We start from the raw sequence: 19,041 nt of genomic DNA on the forward strand, positions 1-19,041 counted from the left end.
TACGTTGTATAACATTCTAATTCTTCTAGGCCAAACTGATAGCCAGAGAAAATCTTCAAAGGTTTTCACAGCCCTCAGGGCCAGCGGGAGGCAATCGGCATTCGCCAGCCCATGCCAAAGGCGCGGTCGGTGACTTTGAGGACGGGGGGCGCTTGGCGGCGTTTGAATTCGGCCCTGGCGACCAGGCGCGTGACTCGATCCACCACGGCAGCATCGTGACCAGCGGCGACGATATCGGCGATGGATTCGTGGCGCTGTACCAAGCGTTCCAGGATGTCGTCCAGCACCTCGTAGGGCGGCAGGGAATCTTGATCCACCTGGCCCGGTTTTAGTTCGGCGCTGGGGGGTTTGGTGAGAATGTGGCTGGGAATAAAGCCCTGGGGAGCCTGACCTCGGAGATAGGCGAGGGCACCGAGGGGATCGTGATTGGGGTCAACAGATGGGGCACCTTGGCCCTGTTGATTTAGCCAGTGGCAGAGGGCATAGACGCGGGTTTTGGGCACATCGGCAATCACCGCTAGGCCACCGTTCATGTCGCCGTAGAGGGTGCAGTAGCCCACCGCCATTTCGGATTTATTGCCCGTAGACAGCAGCAGATGGCCAAATTTGTTGGAAATCCCCATCAGCAAATTGCCCCGAATGCGGGACTGGATATTTTCCTCGGCAATGCCGGATTCGGTGTCGGCAAACAGCGGCTCTAGCACCTGGTCGTAGTCAGCCATCAGGGGGCCAATGGCCAGGGTGTGGTGAGGAAGGCCCAGGGTTTCGCAGAGGGCGAGGGCATCCGTCACCGAATGGTCGGAGCTGTAGGGGGAGGGCATCAGCACCGCCAACACCTGTTCTGGGCCGAGGGCCGCTGCCGCAATCGCCGCCACCAGGGCCGAATCTACCCCGCCGCTGAGACCGACGACCACCCGCCGAAAACCACACTTGCGGGCATAGTCTTGCACCCCCAGCACCAGGGCCAGCCAGAGGGCTTCGTTGTCATCGGCAGGCAAAGGGGCAACGGTTCCCGGCAGCAGGTCGGCCTTGGCGAGGTCATACTCCACCACCATCAGCCCCGGTTGGCAGGAGGACAGCCGCGCCACCAGTTCCCCCTGGCGGTTCAGGGCCATGCTGGTGCCGTCAAAAATCAGGTCATCGTTGGCCCCCACCTGGTTGGCGTAGAGGATGGGGCAGCGGAACCGCGTGGCGCTGTGGGCCAGCATGGCGGCTCGTAGCTGGGGCTTTTGCACCGAAAAGGGCGAGGCCGACAGGTTAATCACCACGTCCACCCCCGCCTCGGCCAAATCCGCGATGGGGTTGCGGGGATAGCTGCGTCCGCCCCAAAATTCTTCGTCGTTCCACAGGTCTTCGCAGATGGTGACGCCGAGGTTCACGTCGCCTTCGGGGGTGCTCAGGGTAAAGCGGCTCGGCCCTGTTCCTGGCGCGAAATAGCGGTCTTCGTCGAACACATCGTAGGTGGGCAAAAGCTGCTTATGGAACACCTGCTGCACCCGCCCCCCTTGCAAAAGCGCCGTGCTGTTGAACAGGGGCTTTTCCCCCCGCTGGCGAGCCTTGGGGTTCTCCGCCGCATAGCCCACCAGCACCGCCAATTCTGGGGGCAGTTCCGTGGCCAACGCCTCCAACCGCTGGGCCATCGCCGCAATGAAACCGGGCCGCAACAGCAAATCCCGGGGCGGATAGCCACAGAGCGCCAGTTCCGTTGTCACCAAGACCTGTGCCCCTTGCGCGTGGGCTTCCTGGGCGGCAGACACAATTTGCTGAGCATTGTGGGACAGGTCGCCGATGGTGGGATTGAGTTGGGCAATGGCGATTTTCATGGGGGGATGGGGAGTTGGGAGTCGGGAGTGGGGAATCGGGCGTAGGGTGCATAACGCAAGGCGAGGCTAGCGCCCTAGCGTCAGCCATGCCTGAAAGGCTATACGCGAAGCCATGCACCAACGGATCAATGGGGTCAATTCAAGGTTGAAGGGCATCATCCACCAATCGCCAACTTCTTTCAATCGCCGACTTCTTTTGGCATCAAGGGGCATGGCTTCACGCAGGAACCCTACAACTCTACGCCTCCAATGCCCTGAGGTTAGCCTGCTCCATCGACCTAGTTTCCATCGGCCTAGTACCCTGTGACATGAACGACAACCTCGCGGGTCGAGCCTCGTGCCCGGTGCTCCCAGAGGTAGAGCCCTTGCCAGGTGCCTAGGGCCAGCCGCCCCTGCATAATGGGGATGGTTTCGGAGGTATGGGTCAGCACCGTGCGAATGTGGGCGGGCATATCGTCTGGGCCTTCGGTGCTGTGGCGATAGCCGTTGCCCTCCGGCACCAGGCGCGACAGAAAGGTTTCCAAATCCGCCAGCACATCGGGGTCGGCGTTTTCTTGAATAATCAAACTGGCCGAGGTGTGGCGCAAAAACACCGTACATAGGCCCGTCGTTATCCCCGAAGCCCGCACCACCTCCTGCACCTGGGACGTAAACCGTAGGAGCGTTTTGCCCTGGCTGCGTAGGGTGAGCATCTGTTGATGGTGTCGAGTGATGGCGGTGTCAGCGGTCATGGGTGGCCCTCCTGGTTGTCGCGGTATGGCTCTCGTCTATCTGGCTGGGCGAGGATCGACTAGGAGGCGACCACATAGGAACTCACCTCACTAAAATCAGCCTGACTGAGTTTAGCGGGATCAATGAAAAAGTAGAAGAAGACCCCATCATCATCGGGGTGATCTAACTCTAGCAAAAGTTGTCCTTCGGCATTTTCCAAGGTTTCTGGCACATAGGAATGAACTTCGGGATATCCTCCTACCTTCCCTCTGCCTTTCAGGGCCATGTGTTCAGATTGCTCATAGAACCACTCATAGTAGAATTCCTCCCATAGCGCCTCTAATTCCGGGGGCTCATCCAGGGGGTGAAAGGTTGGAAATGTGGAGGTGCGATAATCAAAGAAAACATCCTGTTCAATGGAAAAACTCAGGCGATAAACCTGATCATACCAATTATTGAAGCTACGCTCTTCGGCCAAGAAGCTAAAGTCGGTAATCAGAGTTTCTGGATCTTTAGAAAATTCAGGAAAGTATCGAATGTGGTGTTGCGTTTCCCCCCATTCCCCCATGGGGACAATGTATCCTGTGTAGAATTGCAGCAACCCTTGTTTGGGGAAATTAAACCCCTGAAGGTCGGGTACGTCTGCACAATCTATTTGCCCCAGGAACATGAGGAATCGATCCGTTTCGGGATCTTTGGGATAGTCCATCGTTTTGGGCAAATAGGGATATCCGCCTAGTTTGGTTGCCCAAGGAGGTAAAAGGTCTGAATCGGTGGCGCTATCAATCCAGCCTTCCGATTCGCAATCGAAGGCAATGTAGGGTAGAAGATTTTGTTCTAGGAAAGGCTTAACGGCGGAAAATTCGTCGGGGATTTTCGCGATCAATGGGGGGTCAATCATGGTTTCCTGCCCAGCGTTATTCTTTATGGTACCGATGATAGCCAATCTGAGGAAAACCTACCGTGTCCTATTCCGGCCAACGAGAGGGGCCGAGGGCGGTGACATAGTGGCTCACCCAGTGATCGATTCCGGCCATTTTAGGCCGTAGGAACCGATGGAGGAAGCCATTGGCTGAGAGTCGTCAGTTCTGGGATGGCGGTGAGGTTGTATTGCAGAGGCGTCATCGAAATGTAGCCGTCTTGGATGGCTTGGACATCCGTGGAGATGGCCAGAAGGTCGTCCCGTAGATGGGGCGGATAGGGCAACTGGGCGGCGGGGTCTTCGACGTCCTCTATAGCTTCTCCGGCCAGCCAGTAGTAGGTTTTGCCCCGTGGGTCGGTGCGTTTCGCGAATTGCTCGTGGTAGCGGCGGATGCCCTGGCGGGTGATTTTGGCCCCTTTGATGTCGGTGGCGGGCAGATTGGGGACGTTGATATTCAGCAGCAGCGCCGGAGACAGGGGCAGATGGCCATCGGGGCCGAGCAAATCCCGCACAAAGGCGGCGGCCAGGTCGAAGTTGCCGCCGCTGTAGCTGGTGAGGCTGACGGCAATGGCGGGCATTCCTTCCAGCGTGCCTTCCATGGCGGCGGAGACGGTGCCGGAATAGAGCACGTCCGTCCCTAGGTTGGCCCCGTGGTTAATGCCGGAGACCACCACATCGGGCGGGGTGTCCATCAGTGCCCCTAGGGCCAGCTTCACGCAGTCTGAGGGCGTGCCCGAACAGGCCCAGGCGTCGATGTCGGCGGGGTAAATCTCGGTGACGGGTTCGGCCCGCAGGGGCTTGTGCATGGTGAGGCCGTGGCCCGTAGCGGATCGCTCTCGGTCGGGGCACACCACCGTGACCCGATGCCCAGCGGCGGCGAGGGTTGTGGCGAGGGTGCGCACCCCCAGCGACAAAATGCCGTCATCGTTACTGACTAGGATGTTCATGCAGTTGACCCATACCCCATTAAAATAGTCAAAGCTTAGCCATCTTTGTACTATAGTCCCGCACCGCGTAACCCAGGATGACCACTGCACCCACCAGCCTAGAATCGGATTTGATGGCGCTAAAAGCCGCCGCCCAGGAGGCCATTGCCGCCGCCGCCACCCTCGACGACCTGGAGCAGTTGCGGGTGGGCTATTTGGGCAAAAAGGGGCAGTTGTCTAAGGTGTTGGGCGGCATGGGCAAACTGTCCGCCGAGGATCGCCCCCGCATTGGGGCCTTGGCCAACGAGGTGAAGGATCTGATTCAAGGCCAGCTAGAGCAGTCTAAAACCGCCCTGGAAATGGCGAAACTGGAAGCCCAACTGGCGACCGAAACCCTGGATGTCACCATGCCGGGGGTGTTTTGGCCCCAGGGGCGGGTGCATCCCATCAACAGCATCATCGACCGCATTGTGGATATTTTTGTGGGACTGGGCTACACCGTCGCCGATGGCCCGGAAATTGAAAACGACTACTACAACTTCGAGGCGCTGAATTTTCTGCCCGACCACCCCGCCCGCGACATGCAGGACACCCTCTACCTGCCCAACGGCGACCTGATGCGGACGCACACCTCCAACACGCAAATTCGCTACATGCAAAGCCATGAACCGCCCCTGCGGGCCGTGGCTATTGGCCGCTGCTATCGCCGCGACACCGTAGACGCCACCCACGCTGCCGTCTTCCACCAGATCGAATTCTTCGCGGTAGACAAAAACATCACCTTCACCGACCTGCGCGGCACCATCAAAGTGTTTTTGGAAGCCCTCTATGGCGACCTGCCCGTGCGCTTCCGCCCCAGCTATTTCCCCTTTACGGAACCCTCCGCCGAGGTGGATGTGCAGTGGCAGGGGCAATGGCTAGAGGTGCTGGGCTGCGGCATGATCGACCCCAACGTGCTCAAAGCCGTGGGCTACGACCCCGATGTCTACACGGGGTTTGCCGCTGGCCTAGGGGTCGAGCGCCTCGCCATGGTGCAGCACCAAATCGACGATATCCGCCGCCTGTATTCCAGCGATCTGCGCTTCCTGCGGCAGTTTTAAGGGGGGGCAACTCAGGCGAGTTCCCGCCAACATTCGACCGAGCGAAAATAACCGTTCAATGGATATTAAAAATCCTGCGCTACGAGATGATATCTACCAAATCGTGCAGTCTCTTTTGGGTAACGTTTGATAAATTCTCCAACCGGGTTCAAGTCGCCCAAGCGTAACAAACTATGACGGCTTCGTTGCGGTCTACAAACCTGTGCAACGTTTCTGGGCAGGGGGTTCCGTCTAGGGGAACTTACTGATAGAACAGGAACACCAGTCATTTTCGGCGGGTGGTCTTGCCATGGTCAAGTCTTCGCTCAACCCGTTTCAGCAGCGGCGTCAGGGGGATGTTCCAACCCATCACACCGCCCAGTTGGCCCTAGCAGTCGCCGATGAGGTCTACCTGCGGGCGTTATTAACCGATAGCCTGCCCACCCTCGCCCAACCCTACGAAATTGGGGCGATCAGCATTCAGGTGGGGGTGCCACTACGGGATCATCCCCAGTACAGCATCGATGGCGTCCTCACCTTCGAGCATATTCACTGCGTCCTAGCGGGGTCTGGGCCGGAGGTGCCGCCCCTGCCGGAATTTCACACCCACACCGAGTACCAGTCCGTTACCCACTGCCATTCCGACCTTGCCACCCTAGCCGAAAATGTCGCCCCCTCCGAGGCCGTGAACCTCTTGGCGCGGGCCGGATTCGACGCTGACCACATCCGCCAAATTCTGCAACTTCCCTCCCAGGCTTGGCACCATTCCTGGTGGTATGCCCTTGGCCCAGAGGGCTTTTTGACCGTGCCCTTCCAGCGCCACATCCGCAGCCGTTGCTTTGCCGATGGCACCTTCACCCTGCAATTCAAGGACGACTACGCCCAGGATCGGCCCCACGGGTTCCGCAGCCAGTCCCAGGCGGTTCCGGTGATGGTACACCAAGACAGCCTCAGCTTTGGCGAAAACCTCACCCGCCTCAACCGCGCCCGCCGCGAACTGAACGGTTCCCAAGCACTACTCATCGCCCCCGATCTGACAGAACTCGAAATTGAAGGCTACCTTCGCCAAAACGTCAGCCTCAGCAATCCACGCGGGTTGCAGCGATCCCTCACCGCCCACTGCCGCCTCTGCCACCGAGACCTCTGCCCCCTCCACGGCGTCGATTCTTCCCCGGTGATGGCCTGCCGATCCTTCCTCCCGGCAGAAGCGGTGATTTGACCGCTTAGGAAAAGCCTAGAAAATGACAATCAACACGGTTCTTCTCAGATGCTAGGGCTCGTCCGTGGGTAGATTTTTGCGCCAAGCAGAAGGCTGTCGATGAAGATGCATAATCGAAATGATGATAACCATCTCACCGTCAAGGGTATAGATGATGCCGTAGGGAAACCGTCTCAATCGACAGCGACGAACGTCCTGATCCAGCACTTGCCACGCTTTTGGATTTGCCACAATGCGTTGAATTGTGGCCTCCAGTTCATCTAGAAATTCACGGCCTAGATCGGGGCGATTGGACTCGTAAAATCGAGACGCCATCTCTGCTTCCACGAGGGCAGGCGTCAAAAAGCGATAGGGCTTCACCGGGAGAGTCTTTCCTTTAAGTCTGACAGCGACCGCTCACCGTCCACCGCTTCGATGTCACCTTGGCGGTAGGCACGAAGCCGATCCTGAGACTCCTCTAACCAAGCTTGATCGATAGCCCCTTGATCCGAGGAATCGAGACTTTGCCAGAGAGCATCAATCAACTGGGCTCGCTCAAAGGGAGAGAGCTTGAGGGCTTCTTCGATTAGCAAAATGCCGTCCATGTTGAAAAATGCGACTCCCAACAAAACTGTAGAGGTAAAAATGGGGGATTGCGTCAGCCCCAAGCGCGAGGATTGAACGCCAGCCTTACCACTCCTCCGCTTCGCCACCCACGACCACGTTTTTGATGCGCAGACTGGGGCCACCGCAGCCCACGGGCAGACCATTTTGCCCTCCCTTGCCGCAGCCGCCGGATTCGTCCCAATAAAAGTCATCGCCGATGGCCACAATATCCGCCAAGGTGCGAAACACATTGCCCGACAGGGTGACATCCCGCACGGGTTCCGCCAGTTCGCCGTTGCGAATCATCCAGGCTTCCCCGGCGGTGAAGGTGAACATTTCGCCGTTGGTCATCCCCTCCAGCCAGTTGCGGGCATAGACGCCTTCCTTGATGTCGGCAAACAGGTCGTTGACGGGGGTGGTGCCGCGCTCAATCCAGGTGTTGGTCATCCGCACCAGGGGCGAGTAGTGGTAGTTGAGGCAGCGGGCGTTTCCGGTGGGTGCTTCGCCCAGTTTGCCAGCGGTTTCGCGGGAATGCAGCCGCCCCACCAACACACCGTCTTGGATCAGTTGGGTGGTGGTGGCGGGGGTGCCTTCGTCGTCGTAGAAATAGCTGCCCCGATGGCCTTGGGGGGAGGCTCCGTCAAAAATTTGCAGTGCCTCTGGGCCAAACCGACGGCCCATGCTCATGGCCTCCAGCAGGTCGGGGTTTTCGTAGGCCATGTCGGCCTCGGAGAGGTGGCCAAAGGCTTCGTGGACAAACAGCCCGCTCAAAATCGGGTCAATCACCACTTCGTAGGCGGCTCCGCGCACGGTGGGTAAATCCAGGGCATCCACGGCACGTTTGGCGGAGGCCATTACCTGTTGATCCAGCCCCTCCAAATCCTCGTAGGCGCGGCGAGATCCGGTGGTTTCGCGCCCGGTTTGCACCTGATCCCCATCGCGGGCGGTGGCGGCAAAACGCATTTCCATATCCGACCACGCCTGATCGATGTGGCTGCCCTCGGACGTGACCAGCAGCACCCGCTGGGTAATGTCGCCGTAGCGAACGGAGGTGGTGGCAATGCGGTCGTCGATGCTCTGCAACAGGTCGGCGTAGTGGCGACAGAGGTCTTTTTTGCGGGCCAGGGAAATGTGGCGGGGGTCGGTGCCCGTCAGGGGGAGACGTTGCACCACCTGCACCGGATCCACCGGAGCCAGCAGAGTTTCGTCTTGGCCGACCATCCGCGCCGCCGACACCGCATCCTCCACCTGGGCCGCGAGTTCAGCTAAATCGTTAAAACTGGCAAAGCCCCAGCCGCCTTTGTAGCAGGCCCGCACATGGCCCCCAATCGCCAAGCCCTCGCTGAGGGTTTCGATGGTGCCGCCGCGCAGAAAAATATCGGTGCCCTCCGATTGCTCTAGGCGGATGGCCAGGTAATCGACCCGTTTGCCCCAGGTGGCGCAAAGCTCGTCTAGGCAGGTCTTAGCGTCATCGATGGAAAATGCCATGGCGTTAGGGAATCGAAAGCCTGCCTTACTGTAGCACTGGGCTGGCCTCTCCCAACCCTGGCTTACCGGGTTATTCGTCCCGATTTAGCTATCCAATCCAAAGGCTTGGGCCGGGGGCAGTTGCAGCAGAATTAGCAGGCCATCCAGCATATATTGCACCGCCAAAGCTGCCAGCAAAACCCCCAAAACTCGCGTCACCACATTAATCCCAATTTGGCCTAAGACCTTAGCAAGCGGTCGAGATAAAAGCAGAAAAATATAGCACAGCAAAATGACCACTGCCGCCGCCGCCAATACCACACTCAACCCTAGGTAATAGTTGGTGGATTCGCGTGAGAGCACTAAGATACTCGCCAAGCTGCCGGGGCCAGCAATCAGCGGAATGGCCAAAGGAAACACACTCACATCCTGGCGCGATTCGGCTTCCTTGGCTTCGGCCTGGGTTTCGCGTTCTTGGTGGACAAAAATCATATCTAAGGCAATTTTAAACAGCAGCACTCCTGCCGCAATTTGAAAGGCTTGCAGGCTGATGCCGAGGTTGTGCAGCACGTAGGCTCCTGCCAACCCAAAGGCGAGCAAAATGATTGCCGATACCACCACCGCCCGAATCGCAATTTGTGATTGCTCCTCCTCGGATCGGTCGTGCACAAGGGCTAGGTAGAGCGGCACTAGACCCACCGGATCAATCACAACAAAGAGGGTGAGAAATGCCTTGGCAAACAGCGGCAGAATAATCGGCATGGTAGCAGCACAACAACTGCCTTAAATGTATAGCGAATTTGAGCTAAAAGACAAAAGAACAGCCCCAACCCTGAAATCAGAGTCGGAGCTATTCTACAAACTAGACGGAAATCAAACGAAAATGAGTTGAACGAAATCGAAACAATGAAAGTGAACCACTGAGGATCTCAGCAGTGCCCAGACCAGCTACTTAGGAATGCCTTCTCACATAGAGACTGATACTTTAGAGATGGGTCGATACCGTCGTGAAGAGATGGTTACGTTTCTAGGTATCTAATGCAGGGCTCTCTATCAGGCTAGGGGTAGAAACATCAGTAGCGTGAAGTAGGGCAGGGCTGACGTTGAAGCTATAGACTGAGATGTATCCGAAGTAACAACCTCCTGAAATCAAGAAGACTGAACTTTTCAACCATGAACAAAGGCGGTCTATCTCTTCAAGAGAAAAGATGTATCTACAGCCTTCCCAATGCCATGTGAGGGATTTCCTCAAATAGGTTTCAACTAAGTAAAGATGGGTCGATACCGTCGTAAAGGTTGTTGCGTCTCTGGGTATCTAATGCAGAGCTCTCTAGGGATTAGGGGAGGAAATATCAGCCGAGAAACGGAAAGGCTGCGTTGTTGTGCGAGATAGATTCAGACGTTAACGAGATAACAACCTCCTATTTAACGGGGACTGAACTATTCGATGTGGGAGGGAGGCTTGCCTCACCTCTTGTTATTACCATAGCGCTTTCTAGAACCACTGCTAGGGAATGATACTAAAGTTTATCTTTCGGTTAAGGGTTACTCTCATGGAAGCTAAAGGATGTGTTTAGGATCCCAGAACCTTTGGCAGAGTTCCTTTGGCAGAGTTGGGCTCCACGCCGTTCCCCCTAACTGACTGGGACAAACAGGGATCACGCCTCGGTTTGGGTGACATTGTAGATTTGGTAGCGCTCCTCAATTAGGCGATCCACGTCCTCGGAGGCTAGCCGTTTCACATAGTTCAGTTTCACTTCTTCTAAAAAGTCCACTAGCAGGGTTTCCAGTTCCTCTAGGTTTTCGCTTTCTTGGATCTGCCGTTTGAAGGTATCGGTGAACTTCTTCACCAGCGATTGGGTGAGGGCAACGCCTTCCTGGTCTTCTAGGCCACCCTTCAGCACACCGTAGGCGTTGGTAGAGAGTTGGGCCACCACCCGCTGAGCAATTTGGTCGGGCAGGTTGCCGAGCCCCGGCAGTTGGCGAAATCCTTGATAACCGGGGGCCTGATCAAAGGCCGTGGTGACGGTGTGCTTCAGCAGCGCATCCAGTTCGGGCTTGAGTTGGGGCAATACGCTGTAGACCGTGAGGGTTCCGAGGCGCTGGGCCAGCACTTCCAAATCGTTGACGCCACTGACATCAATGTAGCGGCGGTTGCCCTGGTCGCGCAGCAGCATTTGAGACAGGCTACCATCCCGAATCAGCGACTGCATTTGGTCGATGATGCGGAGCACCACAATTTCCGTGATTTCAACGGCCACATGGCTGATGGCAAAGCGGCTGATGCTGTGCTGGACAGGCTCTAGGTCAATCAGGTTGGACTGGTTGATGCGAATGACGACGGGGATCGCACGGGACAGGGCCAGCCAGGGCATCCGCAGGGCACTGAAGGGAATGATCAGCAGCAGATCGTACCAGCGCCAGAGCATGGCATCGCGCCAGGTGAAGTTTTTGTAGCGCCGCCCCAGGTAAAAACTACGGGCCAGGAGTTCTACCGCAAATAGGAGATTAAACCAAACATCAATGCGCCAAAACAGGTCAGTAAAGCCGCCATGTACCGCCAAACTGCGAAAAAAGTTGGTTTCAATCCGAGGCCGCACCTCGCTGTGGAAAAAGGCGATTTCCTGGGGAAAACCCGCCTCGCTCAGGTGCTCATAGCTCCAAAAGGTGGTAAACGACTCGGTGGCCGACTCCAGCCCGATCCGATCCCGCATGTCGTTTTTAATCTGCTCCAGGGTACCGGATCGATTCGCCAACTGAAACGGATTTTCCGCCACCATGGCCGCACTCTGCTGCTGCAAATCCGCCAAAATCTCCTGGGCCTGGGGAGAGGTCAGCCCCGTCAGCGCTACCTGTTGCTCCAGCTTGGCCACCGTATCTAGATAGTGGGTGGTGAAGCGGTGGGGCTCAATGCCCTTAAAGGTTTCGCCATACCAAGTAGTGGCCCTGGGCAGAAACCGCAGGTACAGATCTCGCATGGGAATGTAGCTCAAATCCAACACCACTAGGCCCAGGTTTGCCATCGCGATCAACGCCATCAACCGCTCGAACCATCGCGCCCCTGCCCGCCGCGCATCGTACTTAGAAAACTGCCGACTCTTTGTCGCTGACCGAGGACGAGATAGCGCTGCCATAGCCTCTGAACTCCACCTATTTCAATGCCACAATGCCCCGGATTGGTCGGTTTGTCACCTGGGCGGCGATGGTGCCCCAGATTCGCTACTATTTAGGTTAAGTTTTGTAAAATCCTCTCGCAGCATCACTCTGTAACCTCTCATCCCTGTGTAATCCCCGCCATGACTGCCACCCTCCCCGCCACCGCCTACCGCGCCCCCAGCCAGTACTGGACTTGGCGAGACCAGGCCATCCACTACGTCGTGGCGGGGGAGCCGCACCCCAGCCGTCCGCCGCTGCTGTTGGTGCATGGCTTTGGCGCTTCCACCGACCACTGGCACAAAAACATCCGGGGTCTGCAAGCGGATTTTGAGGTGTGGGCCATCGACCTGCTGGGGTTTGGGCGTTCTGCCAAGCCCAACTGGGACTATAGCGGCAGTTTGTGGCAGGCCCAACTGCATGAATTTATCCAGGAAAAAATCGGACGTCCCACGGTGCTGGCCGGGAACTCCCTGGGGGGATATACCTCCCTTTGCGTGGCGGCGAACCATCCCGAATCCGCCGCTGGGCTGGTGTTGCTGAACAGTGCGGGGCCATTTTCGGACTCAGCTTCCGATTCAGCCCCCGCTGCCAAGCCCAACCCCGTGGCCAAGTTCATCCAATCGGTGATGCTGCAACCGTTGCCCAGTTGGCTGTTGTTCCAGTACGTACGCCAGCCCTCGGTGATTCGCCGCACCCTGAATCAGGTGTATGTGGATAAGTCCGCCATCACCGACGAACTGGTGGAGGACATCCGCCGCCCCTCCTGCGATCCGGGCGCACCCCAGGTGTTCGCCTCGGTATTCAAATCCCGCCAGGGCGAAAAGGTGGACGAACTGCTGCAAAAAATGGCCTGCCCCCTGCTGATGCTGTGGGGCGAGGGCGATCCCTGGATGAACTGCCGCGACAAGGGGGCCAAATTCCGTCAGTATTACCCCGCCCTGACCGAGCACTACCTGCAAGCAGGCCACTGCCCCCACGACGAAGTGCCCGACCAGGTAAACGGCCTGCTGCGGGATTGGGTGATCGGGTTAGGGGCGTAGGCTGGCGCTACTCCACAATCACGCAGGCTCCACTGCGGCGGGCATCGCCAATGCCAGAAAAGTCTCCGGTTTCTGAACGACCGACGGCATGGACACCGCCAAAGAACATATTGGGCGCTTGCCACCAGGTACAGTCGTCCTCGGCCCCAATGCCCTGCTGTTCTAGGGTTGAGCGGTCATAGCCCGGTTCGAGGTGGAAGGATCCCCGTTCCCAGTGGATCCGAGGAGCGGTAACGGCGGCTTCAATATCCATGCCGAAGTCCAGCACGTTGGAGACCACCTGCAAAATGGCGGTGCGGATGCGGTTGGATCCGCCTGACCCCAGCACCAGCCGAGGCTTGCCCTGCTCCAGCACCATGGTCGGGGCCATCATCGAGGAAATGCGCTGGTTGGGTTGCCACTGGTGGAAGCCGTTGGGGTTGAGGTCTTCCTCGCCCAGCATGTTGTTCAGCATCACCCCGGTGCCGGGGATCACGTAGGCGGAACCTTCGCCGTTGGAGGTGGTCATGCTGACGGCATTGCCCTCGCCATCGATAACGCTGATGTGGGTGGTGCTGCCCCATTTGTTGAGGGTCGTCGGTTGCAGGGCGTCGAGTAGCTGCTGACGATAGGGCGCGAGGTGTGGAGAGCCTAGAAACTCTTCTAAAACGTCATCGCGATACAGATGGGCATCGTAGCCATCCTGACGGGCCAGGTTGGTGAGGCGCATCACCTCCCGCAGGGTAGCGACGTGGCGAGGGCTGCGGTGCTCGGTGAGGTCGGCGGTGGCCAAGAGTTCCAGCGCAAAGGCGATCAGTGCCCCGCCAGAGCTAGGGGGTGGGTTGGTCAGCAACAGAGCATCGCGGTAGGGAATGGCGAGGGGTTGGCGTTCAATCACCGGGTACTGCTGTAAGTCGTCCATCCTCAGATAGCCGCCCTGGCGTTCGCTGGCTTGAACGATCTGCTCAGCTAGGGGGCCGCGATACATCAGGTCGGCTCCGTCCTGGGCGATCTGATCCAACAGGGCCGCAAAATCAGGCAGGTACAAGCGATCCCCTTCCTTCAGCAAGGTGCCCTGAGGGGCGTAGAGGGCGCTGGCGGCGGGGGTGGCGGTGAGGATGCTGGCCAAGAGCTGGTAGCAATAGGCTTGAAACCCGTTGACCGTGATTCCCTGGGTGGCCCAGTGCTGGGCGGGGGCCATCACCGTTTTGAGCGGCAAGCGTCCCAGTTGTTCGTGTACCGTCAATAATCCGGCCAACGTCCCCGGTACCGCCACGGAGCCCAGGCCAATGTGAAACTCCTGCACCGTGTCGCCAAAGTTAGCCTGGATGGGGAAAAACTGCACTTGGTCAGCGGGGATCTTGTGGCGGGGCGTTTGGCAAAAGAAGTCGAACAGACGGTTTTCGCCCTCGGCGGTGTGGGCCAGCAGAAACCCACCCCCGGCGAGGGAGGTCAACACCGACTCGGTCACACAGGCCGCAAACGCCGCCGCCACCACCGCATCAAAGGCATTGCCCCCCTGGCGCAGCATCTCCGCCCCCGCCTCTGCCGTCAGCGGATGGCCCGCTGCAATCACCCCTCGACCCGATTGAACTGAAGCAGCGGCCATGGCAGATGGTGGAAGATAAGGAATGTGCTAATCAAACGGATTTTTCGCGCCGCTGTCAATTTTTGCCCTCGTTGCACCCATGAAGACCCAATACTACACAGCCAGCAGTCTCGATGGGTTCATCGCCACCGAGGCCGACTCGATAGAGTGGCTCTTTCCCCTCGGCGATCCCCAAGATTCTAGCTATCCCGACTTTGTGGCGGAGGTGGGAGCCCTGGCCATGGGATCGGCCACCTACGATTGGATTCTGCGCCACGGCGATAGTGTCATGGCCGAAACCGGATCTCCCTGGCCCTACACGCAGCCTGCCTGGGTGTTCACCCGTCGCCGATTGCCCACCATCGCTGGGGCCAAAATTCACTTTGTGCAGGGGGATGTGCGCCCCGTTCACCACGCTATGCAGACCGCAGCGGCAGGGAAAAATCTCTGGATTGTGGGCGGTGGCGACTTGGCGGCCCAGTTCTACGACGCCGGACTCCTCGACGAGATCATCGTTCAGATTGGTTCAGTGACCTTGGGTGGCGGCAAACCCCTGTTTCCCCGACGGGTACTCAGCCCCCAGCTATCCCTAAGTTCGGTGCGGCACCTCGGCCCTGGTCTGGCAGAACTCCGGTATGCCATTCACAGAGAAGATGAAGCCCTTGCCGACCTCATCGAAGCCGTAGAAGACGATGAATCCTATGAACAATCCGAAGGGATGGAAGTCTATCGCGCCCTGCTAGATCCAGACCCAGCCCACAAAAAAGGACAGCCCTAAGACCGTCCTCTGCGGAGATTGCATCATGGTTGAACCGGACAAACTTATTCGCTCAGAGCGTGCAGAACAATAGCATCCCAATCATCAAACCAGAGCGACTCAATCTCAGGAACCCTAGGCCAGGGTTTCGGGGCAATAGCCCAGCCCCATCACAAACTGGCGGCGGAAGGCTTCAATTTCATCCCGATCAGGCCGACCGTGGGACACGATGGCGACTTGGTAGCGGCGCATCACATCTACGGGAGACTGGCCTGTTTCGAGACCCCACAGGGCCATGCGAACACGGATACCCGGATCGTAGGCGATCCCCAGTTCGTTCATGTAGGCCCGAAAATCTTCGGAGTCGTCAGCACAAAGGCTGTCATTCATTTTGATGCGAATGACCCAGCCGTCGATCTGATGGATCACCGTCATAAATTCGAGGGGTAGCCTGGGGGTGCCCAGCAAATGCTCGACCACTCGGAGAGTCAGGCTAGCGTTCGCGAGATAGTAGGTGTATTCCATCGGATGACCTTTGACCAGGTGCTACATTTCTATTGTTGCGTCCAGGCCCCCTTTCCGTTAGGGGCATTCCCCCCGTCCTGACCTGGGTGTATACCCCCAACCTTTCTGACCTATGCCCGAATCCGACTCCCTCGACTACTCCCTCTCCGCCTATCAATACCACCTGCCACCGGAGCGCGTCGCCCAAAATCCTGTTACACCAAGGGATACGTCTCGGCTGTTGGTGGTCGATTCCTGCACCAGTCACCGCCATCAGAATTTCTATGATCTACCCAACCTGCTGCAACCGGGGGATCTGCTGGTGGTGAACAATACCCAGGTGATCCCCGCCCGCCTGCTGGGCTACAAGCCGGAGGGGGCCAAGGTGGAGGTCTTTTTGCTGGAGGAGAAGGGCCATCACCAATGGCTGGCGCTGGTGAAACCCGGTCGTCGCCTCAAGCCGGGGGCCATCATCCACTTTGGCCATGATCCCCAGCAGCCCGATCTCATCGCCCACGTCCTAGAGACCGATCCCGACACCAACGGTCGCCTGCTGCGGTTCGAGTTTGGCGAAAACCAGCCCCCCGGCGAATCCCTCTATGCCCTGTTTGAGCGGCTGGGTAATGTCCCCCTCCCCCCCTACATCACCGAGACCACCGCTTCCCCAGAGCAGTACCAGACGATTTACGCCGAAACGCCCGGAGCCGTGGCCGCACCCACCGCAGGGCTGCACTTCACTCCCCAAGTGTTTGAGGGGCTAGACCAGCGGGGGATTGCCCGTGCCCAGTTGACCCTCCATGTGGGGGTGGGCACCTTCCGGCCTGTGGAAGCCGAGAACATTCTGGAACACAAAATGCACGGCGAATGGATCGACCTCCCTGCCGACACCGTGGAGAAAATTCTGGCCACCAAGGCCAACGGCGGACGGGTGATTGCTGTCGGCACCACCGTTGTGCGTGCCCTAGAGGGAGCTGCCCAAGGGGGATCGCTAGAACCCCTCCAGGGCAAAACGGAACTCTACATCTATCCCGGCTACCAGTTCCGGGTCATCGACGGCATGATTACCAACTTCCACCTGCCTGGATCCAGCCTGATGATGTTGGTCAGCGCCTTAATCGGTCGGGAACGGCTGCTCAGCCTCTACGAAACCGCCATCCAAGAGTCCTATCGGTTCTACTCCTTTGGCGATGCCATGCTGATTTTGCCGGAGGCGAGAGTCATTTAGGCAGCGGGGATCCGCTTAGCCTAGGGGCATGGTTAAAGGTGGCTCAGTAAATTCTAAAAATTCTCCAAAAAATACTTCCTAGGGGCGTAAATTTTGAACCGAAACCGCTATCTTAGTATTGTGTTGATTTACTGACGAGCAATGCCGTAGCTGCCGCCTAGAAATTGCTTCTGGGATGGGTCTGGCTAGGGGTTGGGAAGCCTATCCCAATGGATGAATTGCCCGCCAAAATCATCATCAGCGATGGGTAGCCGACGCTAGAACAAGCCCATAGTTTGGTTTTGCATAGTTCGTCTGCGATACAGAGCGTTTGCCTTTGAAGCTGAGGCCACGACGGTATCGGTCGTTTTGAATGCTACAGATTCACCGTCCATAGGCTGGGGTCAAGTCACACTTGGCTCTACTTTTGGCGGCCTAACTTCAAAGCAAGATCGTGCGCTTCCTAGATGAGCGTTGATCGTTTCATTCGATGAACGCCCATTCATCTATAGGTGCTCTGCCTCTCCACTTCTATAGTTAACTTCCTAAACAACTGAAATCAATGGCTATTTTTGAGACCGTAGCTCAACCGTTTTCCCTAGCGTTGATGACCGCAGCCATGATAAGTACAGCGGGAGGTCTGAATCAATCGACGTCCCTATCGGTCATGGCCCCATCGGTGGCCCAGGCGCAATCCGTTGATCCCCAATTTTTAGACAATGCTCTCCCGGTGGAGGTTTGCCTAGACTTGCCCCACTGGCAACGGCCCTCGCCCCAAGCCCAGCAAAAGCACCTGCAAACGATCCCCCAGTACGGTGCTGCGCTACAGTCTGAGCCGTTACTGAGCGTGGCCAAAGACTGGTGGAGCCATGAAATCTTTTCCTTTACCACCTACGGCCTCAGCGCCCGCACCGATCCCCTCTATCTCTCAGGGCTGTGGACGGTGGTGGATCAAACCTGGGCCTGCTACGAAGGCACCCAGCCAGAGGCCATCAACCAGGGCACCTTGGCGGAGGTCTGGCTGATGAATCATCGTCTGCTGGCGGTGCAGTGGCAGCAAGATCGCTACGTGATGACGGTGGAACCCGCCGAATCGGGGCTGCAACTGGTGCAGTTTCCCCGCCAAGAACAAGGCCCATCTCTGCCCATCGCCCTGATGACCCTAGCCGGAGATACCCTAGCCGTCATGTCCGGTGACTGGTAAAACCAGCGATCCCCAGATGCCAACCCCTTAGGGGCGAGGTCTCCTCGCCCTTCCACTCCATGGAGATCATGAATCCGAATTTAGGCTGAATTGGGGCCGAATTTGGCTGAGCTACCGAGACCGATCCCAGGGTGCTTGATCCAGGGGCGACGGCCTAGAATTCACCCAACCTTAGAACCCTGGGATCTCGCGGCACAGGTTAATCAATCGCTGAAATCGTTTGGGCCAGGGCGAAATCTTTTTCCGTCAGGCCACCCGCATCGTGGGTGGTCATTTCAATCACGACCTTATTGTAGGAAATGGAGAGGTCGGGATGATGGCCTGCGGCCTCAGCGGGTTCGACGAGGCGGTTTACAAAATCCACCGCCGCAATGAAGTTTTTGAAGGTGCGGGTGCAGGTAATTGCCTTGCCCTTGAGGCTCCAGTCGGGCAGGTCGCTAAGCTTGGCTTGAATGGCATCGGCGCTGAGTAGGGTGGCCATGGTGGGGTTTCATAACGCTACGCCCTGATCCTAAAGCATTCCAGCCTAGCGATCCCCGTGACAGCGATGGGGCTAGAGGTACTCACCCAGGCTTTAACGTCTGCCACCCCGTTTAAAAGACTATCCGCCCTGCCTGGGGAAGAGAAACTCTTCAAAGGCGAGGGCGGTCTAGCTGGATCTTCGGTTAAACCTGACTGCCGGGAGGAACCCTTATCAGCCAGCTTCAGAAGCTTAGTTCGCTAGGCGAACACTGAGTCTTAGAGAACGGCCCCGGCGCACAGCCGGCTATCGTTAACCTGAAGACCCATACGTTTACTACTCTCTTGCATGGGCATCACCTCCTGAAGGACTAAAGGGTACAATCTCAAGGGTTCTCCTGCTGGACTTGTCAGCATT

Annotated in this window: 18 protein-coding genes; 6 read left to right on the plus strand and 12 right to left on the minus strand. The window is 57.7% G+C overall.

The annotated features are described in order from the left end of the window. Positions 1–74: 74 nt before the first annotated feature. From GFS31_RS18325 to surE, 4 genes are all read right to left on the minus strand, one after another. Positions 75–1,823 (minus strand): NAD+ synthase, encoded by a 1,749-nt coding sequence (locus GFS31_RS18325; RefSeq protein WP_198806165.1) that lies wholly within the window; start codon positions 1,821–1,823, stop codon positions 75–77. 293 nt (positions 1,824–2,116) lie between these two features. Continuing rightward, the gene (locus GFS31_RS18330) at positions 2,117–2,554 is read right to left on the minus strand and encodes a secondary thiamine-phosphate synthase enzyme YjbQ (protein WP_198806166.1); all 438 of its coding nucleotides are present in this window, start codon (positions 2,552–2,554) and stop codon (positions 2,117–2,119) included. Positions 2,555–2,613: 59 nt separating this feature from the next. Next, on the minus strand, positions 2,614–3,480 hold the full coding sequence (locus GFS31_RS18335) for a DUF1963 domain-containing protein (RefSeq protein WP_198806167.1): 867 nt from the start codon (positions 3,478–3,480) through the stop codon (positions 2,614–2,616). A gap of 92 nt (positions 3,481–3,572) precedes the next feature. Then, a complete protein-coding gene (gene surE / locus GFS31_RS18340) occupies positions 3,573–4,403 on the minus strand; it encodes a 5'/3'-nucleotidase SurE (RefSeq protein WP_198806168.1) in 831 nt (276 codons plus the stop codon). Positions 4,404–4,480: 77 nt separating this feature from the next. On the opposite strand from surE, the gene pheS reads away from it, so the two are divergent. Then, complete coding sequence (gene pheS / locus GFS31_RS18345; RefSeq protein ID WP_198806169.1) at positions 4,481–5,482, plus strand: phenylalanine--tRNA ligase subunit alpha; 1,002 nt, start codon at positions 4,481–4,483, stop codon at positions 5,480–5,482. 289 nt (positions 5,483–5,771) lie between these two features. Next, a complete protein-coding gene (locus GFS31_RS18350; RefSeq protein WP_198806170.1) occupies positions 5,772–6,680 on the plus strand; it encodes a hypothetical protein in 909 nt (302 codons plus the stop codon). A 51-nt stretch (positions 6,681–6,731) separates the two neighbouring features. Here the strand turns inward: GFS31_RS18350 and GFS31_RS18355 are convergent, their stop codons facing one another. The 5 genes from GFS31_RS18355 to GFS31_RS18375 form a co-directional block, all read right to left on the minus strand. Continuing rightward, the gene (locus GFS31_RS18355) at positions 6,732–7,040 is read right to left on the minus strand and encodes a type II toxin-antitoxin system RelE/ParE family toxin (protein WP_225907497.1); all 309 of its coding nucleotides are present in this window, start codon (positions 7,038–7,040) and stop codon (positions 6,732–6,734) included. Further along, entirely contained in the window at positions 7,037–7,285 is a 249-nt protein-coding gene (locus tag GFS31_RS18360; RefSeq protein ID WP_198806172.1) for an addiction module protein, read from the minus strand. The genes GFS31_RS18355 and GFS31_RS18360 overlap by 4 nt, the downstream gene beginning before the upstream one ends. A 64-nt stretch (positions 7,286–7,349) precedes the next feature. Then, positions 7,350–8,753 carry a TldD/PmbA family protein gene (locus tag GFS31_RS18365; RefSeq protein WP_198806173.1) on the minus strand — a complete coding sequence of 468 codons (1,404 nt, stop codon included), beginning with the start codon at positions 8,751–8,753 and terminating at the stop codon, positions 7,350–7,352. An 84-nt stretch (positions 8,754–8,837) separates the two neighbouring features. Then, positions 8,838–9,494 carry a MarC family protein gene (locus tag GFS31_RS18370; protein WP_198806174.1) on the minus strand — a complete coding sequence of 219 codons (657 nt, stop codon included), beginning with the start codon at positions 9,492–9,494 and terminating at the stop codon, positions 8,838–8,840. Between the two features lie 896 nt (positions 9,495–10,390). Continuing rightward, the gene (locus GFS31_RS18375) at positions 10,391–11,866 is read right to left on the minus strand and encodes a hypothetical protein (protein WP_198806175.1); all 1,476 of its coding nucleotides are present in this window, start codon (positions 11,864–11,866) and stop codon (positions 10,391–10,393) included. A gap of 162 nt (positions 11,867–12,028) precedes the next feature. Here GFS31_RS18375 and GFS31_RS18380 point away from each other — a divergent pair, with 162 nt between their 5' ends. Further along, a complete protein-coding gene (locus GFS31_RS18380) occupies positions 12,029–12,928 on the plus strand; it encodes an alpha/beta fold hydrolase (protein WP_198806176.1) in 900 nt (299 codons plus the stop codon). Positions 12,929–12,935: 7 nt separating this feature from the next. Here GFS31_RS18380 and ggt read toward each other — a convergent pair whose 3' ends face one another. Further along, positions 12,936–14,516: a gamma-glutamyltransferase gene (ggt, locus tag GFS31_RS18385; protein ID WP_198806177.1), complete on the minus strand. Its 1,581-nt coding sequence runs from the start codon at positions 14,514–14,516 to the stop codon at positions 12,936–12,938. A gap of 79 nt (positions 14,517–14,595) precedes the next feature. Between ggt and GFS31_RS18390 the strand changes: the two genes are divergently transcribed. Further along, positions 14,596–15,273, plus strand: a complete 678-nt coding sequence (locus GFS31_RS18390) for a dihydrofolate reductase family protein (protein WP_198806178.1) — start codon at positions 14,596–14,598, stop codon at positions 15,271–15,273. Between the two features lie 114 nt (positions 15,274–15,387). On the opposite strand, the gene GFS31_RS18395 is transcribed toward GFS31_RS18390, so the two are convergent. Beyond that, complete coding sequence (locus GFS31_RS18395; protein WP_198806179.1) at positions 15,388–15,777, minus strand: hypothetical protein; 390 nt, start codon at positions 15,775–15,777, stop codon at positions 15,388–15,390. Positions 15,778–15,889: 112 nt separating this feature from the next. On the opposite strand from GFS31_RS18395, the gene queA reads away from it, so the two are divergent. Both queA and GFS31_RS18405 read left to right on the plus strand, forming a co-directional pair. After that, a complete protein-coding gene (queA, locus tag GFS31_RS18400) occupies positions 15,890–16,981 on the plus strand; it encodes a tRNA preQ1(34) S-adenosylmethionine ribosyltransferase-isomerase QueA (protein ID WP_198806180.1) in 1,092 nt (363 codons plus the stop codon). A gap of 541 nt (positions 16,982–17,522) precedes the next feature. Next, positions 17,523–18,164 carry a hypothetical protein gene (locus tag GFS31_RS18405; protein WP_198806181.1) on the plus strand — a complete coding sequence of 214 codons (642 nt, stop codon included), beginning with the start codon at positions 17,523–17,525 and terminating at the stop codon, positions 18,162–18,164. Positions 18,165–18,363: 199 nt separating this feature from the next. Here the strand turns inward: GFS31_RS18405 and GFS31_RS18410 are convergent, their stop codons facing one another. Next, positions 18,364–18,645, minus strand: a complete 282-nt coding sequence (locus GFS31_RS18410; RefSeq protein ID WP_198806182.1) for a 4a-hydroxytetrahydrobiopterin dehydratase — start codon at positions 18,643–18,645, stop codon at positions 18,364–18,366. Positions 18,646–19,041: the final 396 nt, after the last annotated feature.

The sequence above is a fragment of the Leptolyngbya sp. BL0902 genome (assembly GCF_016403105.1).
In the GTDB taxonomy this organism is placed as follows: Bacteria; Cyanobacteriota; Cyanobacteriia; order Phormidesmidales; family Phormidesmidaceae; genus Nodosilinea.

What these genes read in the sequence shown, in the direction of transcription:
- GFS31_RS18325 (WP_198806165.1), bottom strand. Translation starts at nt 1,823, where the DNA reads ATGAAAATCGCCATTGCCCAACTCAATCCCACCATCGGCGACCTGTCC.
- GFS31_RS18330 (WP_198806166.1), bottom strand. Translation starts at nt 2,554, where the DNA reads ATGACCGCTGACACCGCCATCACTCGACACCATCAACAGATGCTCACC.
- surE (WP_198806168.1), bottom strand. Translation starts at nt 4,403, where the DNA reads ATGAACATCCTAGTCAGTAACGATGACGGCATTTTGTCGCTGGGGGTG.
- pheS (WP_198806169.1), top strand. Translation starts at nt 4,481, where the DNA reads ATGACCACTGCACCCACCAGCCTAGAATCGGATTTGATGGCGCTAAAA.
- GFS31_RS18350 (WP_198806170.1), top strand. Translation starts at nt 5,772, where the DNA reads ATGGTCAAGTCTTCGCTCAACCCGTTTCAGCAGCGGCGTCAGGGGGAT.
- GFS31_RS18365 (WP_198806173.1), bottom strand. Translation starts at nt 8,753, where the DNA reads ATGGCATTTTCCATCGATGACGCTAAGACCTGCCTAGACGAGCTTTGC.
- GFS31_RS18370 (WP_198806174.1), bottom strand. Translation starts at nt 9,494, where the DNA reads ATGCCGATTATTCTGCCGCTGTTTGCCAAGGCATTTCTCACCCTCTTT.
- GFS31_RS18375 (WP_198806175.1), bottom strand. Translation starts at nt 11,866, where the DNA reads ATGGCAGCGCTATCTCGTCCTCGGTCAGCGACAAAGAGTCGGCAGTTT.
- GFS31_RS18380 (WP_198806176.1), top strand. Translation starts at nt 12,029, where the DNA reads ATGACTGCCACCCTCCCCGCCACCGCCTACCGCGCCCCCAGCCAGTAC.
- ggt (WP_198806177.1), bottom strand. Translation starts at nt 14,516, where the DNA reads ATGGCCGCTGCTTCAGTTCAATCGGGTCGAGGGGTGATTGCAGCGGGC.
- GFS31_RS18390 (WP_198806178.1), top strand. Translation starts at nt 14,596, where the DNA reads ATGAAGACCCAATACTACACAGCCAGCAGTCTCGATGGGTTCATCGCC.
- GFS31_RS18395 (WP_198806179.1), bottom strand. Translation starts at nt 15,777, where the DNA reads ATGGAATACACCTACTATCTCGCGAACGCTAGCCTGACTCTCCGAGTG.
- queA (WP_198806180.1), top strand. Translation starts at nt 15,890, where the DNA reads ATGCCCGAATCCGACTCCCTCGACTACTCCCTCTCCGCCTATCAATAC.
- GFS31_RS18405 (WP_198806181.1), top strand. Translation starts at nt 17,523, where the DNA reads ATGGCTATTTTTGAGACCGTAGCTCAACCGTTTTCCCTAGCGTTGATG.
- GFS31_RS18410 (WP_198806182.1), bottom strand. Translation starts at nt 18,645, where the DNA reads ATGGCCACCCTACTCAGCGCCGATGCCATTCAAGCCAAGCTTAGCGAC.